We start from the raw sequence: 8,891 nt of genomic DNA, 5'->3' as shown, positions 1-8,891 counted from the left end.
GGCTTATTACGTTCAAACTTAGCCTTAGCCATGTTTATAGTCCTCGTTTACGTCGAACACAATTCTGAGCAAAAACCCAGCATCGACATATCGCCAAAAAAATCAAACACCCAATACTTGAAAAGCAGACTAATAAGCCTGCTTTTTAAATCTTTGTAGAAAATCTACTAAACTGTATCTGGAGCTCTTATCGAGATTTGAACTCGAGACCTCTCCCTTACCAAGGGAGTGCTCTACCACTGAGCTATAAGAGCGATTATCCTTCGATGGAGCGGGAGACGAGGATCGAACTCGCGACATGCAGCTTGGAAGGCTGCCGCTCTACCAACTGAGCTACTCCCGCACTGTGTTGGTATATATACCACTTCAATCGAAGTTAATGGTGGTGAGAGAAGGATTCGAACCTTCGAAACTTTCGTAGCGGAGTTACAGTCCGCCCCCTTTGACCGCTCGGGAATCTCACCATATCACACTTATTTCAGTGTTGTTCTTTACTTCACAACCACACACCTTTAAGATGGTGCCGGCACACGGATTCGAACTGTGGACCTACTGATTACAAGTCAGTTGCTCTACCAACTGAGCTATGCCGGCTCTTCTTAGTGTTTCGTACGTTTCGTATCGGAACGGTGTGCAGTTTAGCAAAACTTCCAAACGATGCAAGCGGTTTTTTTAAAAAAACCGCTAAAAACTTATAAAATCAATCCGTTTGACGATAATTCAACCGCTTTGATCACTGCGCGAGCTTTTATTTGCGTTTCATTCCATTCAGATTCAGGATTTGAGTCCGCAACCAGACCTGCTCCAGCCTGTACATAGACTTTTTTATCTCGGATAACACAAGTACGGATTGCAATCGACATATCCATTTCACCGTGCCACCCTAAATATCCTACTGCCCCACCAAAGACACCTCTTTTTACAGGCTCAACTTCATCAATAATTTCCATTGCACGAATTTTTGGTGCACCTGACAAAGTACCTGCAGGGAAAGTCGCCTTAAATACATCTAGCGCATCAATATCATCACGAACTTCACCTTGTACATTTGAAACAATGTGCATGACATGCGAATAGCGCTCAATCACCATTTGATCAGTCACTTGGACCTTTCCAATTTTAGAAACTCGCCCGACATCATTTCGACCAAGGTCAATCAGCATTAAATGCTCTGCGATTTCTTTTTCATCCGAAAGTAAGTCTTTTTCTAAAGCAATATCTTCTTCTTTAGTTTTTCCACGAGGTCTGGTACCTGCAAGCGGACGTACTGTCGCAATACCATTTTCGAGGCGAGAAAGAATTTCTGGTGATGACCCTACAATATGAAATGGCTTTTTATCTGTAATGGTTTGTCCTTGTACCAAAAATAAATAAGGCGAAGGATTTAAATGACGCAAAGCACGATAGACCTGTAAAGCTTCCCCATCAAAATCAGAAACCATACGCTGGCCCGGAACAACCTGCATCACATCACCTGCACGGATGTATTCTTTAACCTTTTCTATGGTCTCTAGGAATTTTTCTTTGCCGGTAATTGATTCAAAATGTGGAGGTGTATGTGGCTTAGCTTGCAAACTTACTGGTGTAGCCAACAATTGCTCTAATTGATCTAACTTTTGTTGAGCATCTTCATAAGCATTTGGCTGGGTAGTGTCGGCATGAACAATTAAGAATAAAGTATCTTTAAGGTTGTCAAAGACAATAACCGTCTTTGATAGCATTAACCATAAATCTGGCAATGTAATTGGATCAGCCGCAGGGACATTTTTTAAACGTGGTTCTATGTAGCGAACCGCATCATAGCCCAAATATCCCACTAATCCGCCCGTAAAACTCGGTAAGTTTGGTAACAGTTCAGCAGAAGGCACTTTAAACTGCTTCTGGAATTCACGAATATATTGAAATGGATCTTGGCAATCTTGTTGTGTGATTGAACCATCAGCATGCTGTATAGATAGAATACCAGCATTACATGAGAACACCGTCGACTCGCCTAAGCCAATCATAGAATAGCGCGCCCAATTTTCACCGCCTTCGACGGACTCAAATAAATAAGCCTGTGTCTGGTCTTTAAAACGAGCAAAAACAGATAAAGGAGTTTCTGTGTCTGCTAAGCGTTGGCGATAGACTGGAATCGTGTTGTAGCCTGAAGCCTTAAGTTGTTCAAATTGCGCTAATGTAGTCATGAATTCTTCTCTAATATGGTTTCGATTTAAAAGGGTGTTTTTCTAGATTCGATTTAGACACGCCATCGAAAAACCATACGCTTATTCATGCTGATCTCCATTTCATTCATTAGATAATTAACTCAGCCAAACTATCAACAACTTGCTGAGGTTGGCAATTATAGATATTTTCTCCATGATTATAGCCATAGCTAACTACAATACAATCAATTCCCGCGCGACGCGCAGCCTCAATATCATTACTTGAATCGCCAATCATTAATGATTGTGAAGAAGATATTTTTAGACTTTGCATGCAATGCAATAATGGCAATGGATGAGGCTTTCTCTCAGGTAAGCTATCCCCACCAAGTACGACTTGAAAATATGAAGAGAGCTGTAAAGCATCAAGCAAACCTTGGGCAAGTTGTACAGGCTTATTGGTAACGCATGCCATCTGTATATTTAAAGTTTTACAATGTTTTAAAAACTCGGTTACACCAGGATAAATTTGAGTATTTACACAGAGTTCTACACTGTATATATCAATAAATTTCTGTAATAAGAGTTTATGTTGTTCAGAGTCTAATATTCCAAAAATATGAAGTAGAACACTTTCACAGAGTTTTGATGCTCCTTTACCCACCCATTCTCGTATTTGTTTCTCTGTTACTAAAGGCCATTCTAGTTCTTCTAAACTTAAATTCATTGATCGATATAAATCAGCAGCAGAGTCAACTAGCGTCCCATCTAGATCAAATAAAATTAAATTACGTTTATTTAGTTGTGCAACAGACATCTTTTTCTACTCAAAATTAAAAAGGCATGCGTTTAGCATGCCTTGATTGTAAAAGCAGCAACGGATTATTTAAAGAATAACCATGCTAATACAGCTAAAATTACCAAAATAATAATCGTGATTAAACCAACTGAAGCATTTTTCTGTTGCTCCTTTTCTTCAGCAACACGAGAAACTGGCTCATCAAAAGCGATAGGCGTTTGTTGTTGTGCATTGATATCTACACCTTCTGGAATAGGTGCAGGTTTTGGAATAGAAATATTCTGCGGCATACCATCGCGACGAACTTCTACTTCTGCAGCACGCTCTGCAAGGCTCGGCATTCCTTGATCGCTTAAATCTGGAGATGATGTTGTATTTACAGGCTCGGCTTCAATTTCAGGTAATTCTGTGATTGCCTGTGCAGGTGCGAATACAGAAAATTTAAAACTAGCGAACTGAACAATGTCACCATCATGCAGCTGCTTTTCTTGCTCAATACGAATATCGTTTACAAATGTGCCATTCGATGAATTAAGGTCTTGCACCCATAGCGCCTGATCTTTTAAAAGCAATGCAGCATGGCGACGTGAAATCTCAGCAGCTTGTAACAATACATCGGCATCTTGATGACGCCCTACTAACATATCACGATCAACACTAATTTCTTGGCCAGTAATTTCACCAGTAATTGCTTGTAGTTTCCAAGTCATGCGTATATCCCATTCATTTTTTATCAATCATAACATGCTACTACTGTGCTGTGCTTGGGCGCAGTGTCGTTGTTGTTACTGTATTTTTAGTACGATTAACTTCAGGATTAGGTAACTGTAATGTTTGCTTTTGAACTGCTGGCTCTACCGCTACAGGTGTAGTTACCGTCGAGGTTTTTCCACCCGAAGGAACCTGTTGATAATTTTTTGACTGAGGAGCAATACTTGGTGGTGTCATCTTTTGATTATAGACATCATCAACCTGCTCAGGCAGTTTTGCAAAATTGCCATTTTTATCCATAGCCAATTGCAAACTATAAAGCTGGTTATAGCGCTGCTGAGACAAACGGCGCACATCATTTGCATCACCCACAATTGTTGGATGAATAAAAACAAGAAGGTTACGTTTTACATTGCTTCTATTATCTGAGCGGAACAATCGCCCAACATAAGGGATACTGCTCAGCCCAGGTATGCCTTGTCTTGAAAGTGACGTATCGTCCGATACCAAACCACCCAGAACCACTGTCTGTCCATGTTCGGCCAAAACAGCAGTTTTAATGGCACGTTTACTTGTCACTAAGTCAGCTGCTTGTCCACGACTGTCTTGAACAGCAGAGACTTCTTGTTCAACTTCCAGACGAACTGTACCGCCTTCACCGATATGTGGAACAACTTTTAATGTCACACCAACATCTTTTCGCTCAACAGTTGTATAGGGATTAATACCTGTACTATTGGTAGTAACCGATCCCGTTACAAAGGGTACGTTCTGACCGACAACAATATAAGCTTCTTCATTATCCATCGTCACAATGGATGGCGTCGAAAGTAAATTTGATTTGGTATTCGTTTTAAGCGCTTGAATTAATGCACCATAAGCCTTACGGGAATTCTCAAAATTACCCAGAGCCAAAGTTGCCCCATTACCTTTATTGGCTCCCCCAGCGATAGCAGATGCCGCTCCAGCCGAACCACCTGATAAATAACCAGCAGCAATAGAAGATAAACTAGCACCGACATTACTAAAGCTAAGTAAACCAATCCCACTAGATAAATCACCTAGCGCCCATTGAATGCCAAGTTGATCTGCATCATCTCCTGATACTTCAATAATCGCAGCTTCAATCAGAACTTGCTGACGGCGAACATCGAGCTGCTGAATAGCAGATTCAATTTCACGCATCAATTGAGGATCTGCCTTAACCACTAATGAGTTTTGGGCATTATCCGCAATAATGCTCACGCCATTTTGGCTAAAGCTAGAGATACTGTTCTGATTACTATTATTTGAATTACCATTTAGATTAATAGATGGCGTAGAAATTGAGCTACCATTTGAACCAGAAGAATTTGAACTGGAATTCTGGTTATTACCCATCAAATTATTGATCGGATTCGATGTATTAGAAGAACTGTTATTACTATTCGATGAAGAAACGGCCTGTCCCGTCACAAGACCTTGTAAAATCTCAGATAAATTTTTTGCACTTGCATATTTCAAGCGAAAAACTTTTAAACCACCTAAACGGTCCGCCGAAGGTACATCCAGCATTTCAATCATATGGCGAATGCGCTTACGCGTTTCAGGATCGCCCTTTACTAAAATACGATTGGTACGGTTGTCTGCAATAATACGGATACGGGCACCGTTAAAATCTTTAGATGCCCCCGTAGCACTCATCGCCTCAAGTTGGGTAATGATTTCTTCAGCTTGGCTCGATTGAAGACCTATTGCCTCAATATCATTCTGGCCAGTACCATCTAGATTACGAATAATATTTTCAAGTTGATAAATATTGGCCGCACGGTCCGAAACAATCAGCGCATTAGTCCCTGCAATTGCAGCCATATGCGCAAATTGTGGCATTAAAGGACGAAGTGCTGGAATTAAATCATTAGGATTGGTGTTTTCAAGCCAAATGACTCGAGTAACAATCTGATCACCACGCAATTTATTTCGCGAATCGTAAGGAATTCCCGAGTTTTTAACATTGCTATCCGGAACCAATTTAATGGTATTCCCCGAAGGAATTGCTACCACTCCATTCACATTTAAGACCCCAAGAAACAGGTCATAAACTTCATTTTTATTGAGGGGCTTATTCGATATTACTGTGACATTGCCACGCACTCGCGGATCTACTGCAAAGTTTTTACCCGTAATGTCTGCCACTTCATTAATAAATGCAGTTAAGTCAGCATCACGTAAATTGATCTTCCATGTTTGGGCATAGACGCTGCTGCTCACTGTCGCAATCAATGGGGCTGCTGCAAGTAATGCCCAAAGTGGACGTTGATGATTCAATAAAGCCATAACTTGCGATAATTCCTAACTCTTATGGTGACGTGTTATCACTAAAAATTTTGTTGTATGGTCATCACTTGATCACCACGTTTTATTTCTATTTTCACTTGCCCAGCTCGACGAGCCTGTTCAAGTAACTGCACATCCGTTTGTCCCTGCCCAACCGTTTGACCGTTTAAAGAAACAATCCGATCACCCGGCCTTAAACCTAACTTATTTCGAAGCGCTGTGGGTGTACGTTCTGTAACTTCAAAACCCTCAGTAGAGTTCCCACTAACGCCCATGTCACGCAGATATTGTTCACGGTTGCCTTGCATTTGCTGAATAGCCTGTCCTAACGCCTCTTGAGTCGTATTGACAGGTGCCGATGACTGAGGCGCAGTAGTAGCAGGTTGTGAAGCATCTGGTGTCATAGGCTGATATAAACCATTTGGCAACCCTTTAAACTGAAGTTCACGAGTACTTCCATTACCTTGACGCAATATCACGTGATCCCAATAAACTTCCGCCAACTGATAAGAGGTAGAGCCTATTGTTTCTCCCACCCGATATCGATCAGCAATATTATCTAGCTTAATAACAGCCGAGGAAAAACGATTTGGATAACCCAGCATCACACCTTGTAATTCTAGGTTGACATTTTCCTGAGCTGCATTGGCTGAAGGTTCATTAAAAAGCGAAAAAGTACTAATGTTAGGAATTTGTGGCTGCTGCGATCCTAACTCTACCCGATCAAATTGCATCATTTGAGGAGGCGCAATTACCCACCAAAATAATGAAGCTAACTTCCAACACAACCATAAAATCAAAAAGGCAAATACAACCACACTTAACCGGTCTAATTTTTGCCATTGTAGTTGCTGTAATTTCTCAATCCATACTTTCATTAGTTACCCCCTTGTATTAAGGGTTGACGAGAACTAATGACAAACGTATCTAAACCAGCTTTTCCATCATAAGATGGAATATTGAGCAATAATCTTTGCGTGAGCTGCACATCAAGCATCATATTGGCATCTAATAAAAGATTCGCCATTTTTTGACTGCGTTGATCACGTATATCAACTTGCAACTGTCCATTTTGATGCGTTAATTGCCCATTTAAAGAAGGCATATTCATACGGTCTTGACGATCACCGATATTATAAATTAAAGCACCGCCACCCCAATGCAATTGACCATCAACTGCGGCGAAACCCTGCTCTTTTTTATAATTAAACTCAATATCTTTAAGCTGAATACTGTTCGCAGGCCATTGCCAATTTACAATTTGTTTTAATGTTTCAGGCGCGACCTGACCATTCATAGCCTTTACAATTACTTTTTTCCCCACACCATAACCCATTACCCCAGATAATTGGGTATTTCCACTATGGATATCTACGTCAGCAGCGAACCGTAATAAAAATAGGTCTAGAGGTCTAGTTTTCCAATGAATCGAGCCTCTCAACGTACCACGCCGCCAATCTGCTTGGCCTTGCCAGATATTTCCGCTTACATTGTGTAGAGTTTGATTATTCTTTGAAAATTTAGAAATAAGCCACGTCGCTGGGATCTGTAAAATAATAAAAATTAAAAATGCAATGAGGGCAAAAAACCACCACTTCCATTGCTTAGACTTTTTCTTCATTCAGCCTTACCAACATGCAAATTATCGTCCTTATTTTGAGAGTAGCTCCCTAGTCTGACATTATGCATACTTTTTCAACATCGCCAATTCACTTCATATAAAAAAACCAAGCAATCTGGCTTGGCTTTGGTATTAAGACTATAAGTTGAACGTATGACAAAATCATGAAAACTTGGTGCTCATTGAACTAAATGCACATTTGATCTCAACAATTCATTTGAAGAAGAATTTAAACACTCATTTTTCAAATAATATTTATAGCAAGATTTTGAGATATCTTTATAAATAAAAAAGCCAAGCAAATTTGCTTGGCTTTTTAAATCGGCACTACGATTAGATTAAGAAATCTTCTAGTTTTGCGCCTTTTTCAATTTCAGCAACTAACCAGCGTGGTTGTTTACCACGACCAGTCCAAGTCTCTTCAGCATTGTTTTTGTTGCGGTAACGAGGCTCAACAGATTTACGAGTTGTTTTCTTACGTTTTTGAGCACCAAACTCAAGAAGTTGTTCAACACTGAAACCTACATTTTCAGCAATCTCGATAATTTGATTATAAGCATCTTCAATTGCTTGATCTTTTTTACTTGCAATTAAAGCTTCTGCTTCTTCTTGTAAGCGTTTTAACTCTTCAACAGATAATTCACTGATATCCGGTTTCATTAATAAATACTCCAGTCTTACAGACAATTCAAAATAATACAGACAAAATTTAAAAACATAAAATCAAGACCAATATTATTTATAATCTATTCAATAAGCAATAGTTTGAAAGCCGTGTTCATCAGAATAACTAAAAAAATTACCTTTTAATTACATTATCAATTATAAATGAAATATATTTTATTAATATTTATTTAAGATGAATGTATTAAGTCATGTCCTACTGATTTTTCTAGTTCAATAATTTTTTGTTTTATCTCCTGAGGTATTTCACATTTTCGTTCTGTTAATTTATCCATGCATACCAGAACAGCCTCAGCAGTAGCCACGATTTGTTGTTGGGTTTCACTCCATAATATATAGGCCATACGGAATGCGCTATTACGGATCTCTTCCACGCGAACCGCTACTTTCAATACATCGGGATAAAAAACAGGCCTTAAATATTTACACTGACTTGAAGCAACAACGGGATATATTTGGGGGGTTAATATATTTATTGCTTCCATATATAAAATACGTGAGCTTTCAATATATCGATAATATTGTACATTATTGACATGACCAAAAGCGTCCATATCTCCCCATGCGACTTTCTGTTCATATATTATCGGGTAGACAGACAGTTCTTTCATTT

8 protein-coding genes and 4 tRNA genes are annotated in these 8,891 nt (G+C 39.5%); all 12 read right to left on the bottom strand.

The features are described from left to right. Positions 1–179 precede the first annotated feature (179 nt). Positions 180–254: transfer RNA gene (locus AWW73_RS03040), tRNA-Thr, on the bottom strand. A gap of 13 nt (positions 255–267) precedes the next feature. Next, positions 268–343 (bottom strand) — tRNA-Gly (locus tag AWW73_RS03035). Between the two features lie 37 nt (positions 344–380). Then, a tRNA-Tyr gene (locus tag AWW73_RS03030) sits at positions 381–464 on the bottom strand. 54 nt (positions 465–518) lie between these two features. After that, positions 519–594, bottom strand: a tRNA-Thr gene (locus tag AWW73_RS03025). Between the two features lie 98 nt (positions 595–692). After that, positions 693–2,186 (bottom strand): anthranilate synthase component I, encoded by a 1,494-nt coding sequence (gene trpE, locus AWW73_RS03020; RefSeq protein ID WP_031947181.1) that lies wholly within the window; start codon positions 2,184–2,186, stop codon positions 693–695. A gap of 109 nt (positions 2,187–2,295) precedes the next feature. After that, positions 2,296–2,964, bottom strand: coding sequence for a phosphoglycolate phosphatase (locus AWW73_RS03015; protein WP_061874301.1), 669 nt, complete (start codon positions 2,962–2,964; stop codon positions 2,296–2,298). 65 nt (positions 2,965–3,029) lie between these two features. Further along, positions 3,030–3,656 (bottom strand): FHA domain-containing protein, encoded by a 627-nt coding sequence (locus tag AWW73_RS03010; RefSeq protein ID WP_062848704.1) that lies wholly within the window; start codon positions 3,654–3,656, stop codon positions 3,030–3,032. A gap of 40 nt (positions 3,657–3,696) precedes the next feature. Beyond that, entirely contained in the window at positions 3,697–5,973 is a 2,277-nt protein-coding gene (gene gspD, locus AWW73_RS03005; protein ID WP_016144130.1) for a type II secretion system secretin GspD, read from the bottom strand. A gap of 41 nt (positions 5,974–6,014) precedes the next feature. Next, the gene (locus AWW73_RS03000) at positions 6,015–6,851 is read right to left on the bottom strand and encodes a type II secretion system protein N (RefSeq protein ID WP_016144129.1); all 837 of its coding nucleotides are present in this window, start codon (positions 6,849–6,851) and stop codon (positions 6,015–6,017) included. Then, the gene (gene gspN / locus AWW73_RS02995; protein WP_062848703.1) at positions 6,851–7,594 is read right to left on the bottom strand and encodes a type II secretion system protein N; all 744 of its coding nucleotides are present in this window, start codon (positions 7,592–7,594) and stop codon (positions 6,851–6,853) included. Before gspN ends, AWW73_RS03000 begins: the two co-directional genes overlap by 1 nt. Before the next feature lie 333 nt (positions 7,595–7,927). Further along, positions 7,928–8,254, bottom strand: a complete 327-nt coding sequence (locus AWW73_RS02990; protein ID WP_000801427.1) for an H-NS histone family protein — start codon at positions 8,252–8,254, stop codon at positions 7,928–7,930. Between the two features lie 194 nt (positions 8,255–8,448). After that, positions 8,449–8,889, bottom strand: a complete 441-nt coding sequence (locus AWW73_RS02985; protein ID WP_031947174.1) for an acyl-CoA thioesterase — start codon at positions 8,887–8,889, stop codon at positions 8,449–8,451. Between the last annotated feature and the right edge of the window lie 2 nt (positions 8,890–8,891).

Origin of the sequence: Acinetobacter lactucae (assembly GCF_001605885.1) — a bacterium.
GTDB lineage: Bacteria > Pseudomonadota > Gammaproteobacteria > Pseudomonadales > Moraxellaceae > Acinetobacter > Acinetobacter lactucae.
Note: the sequence above shows the minus strand (reverse complement) of the source record. Positions and strands in the feature narration are given on the sequence as shown.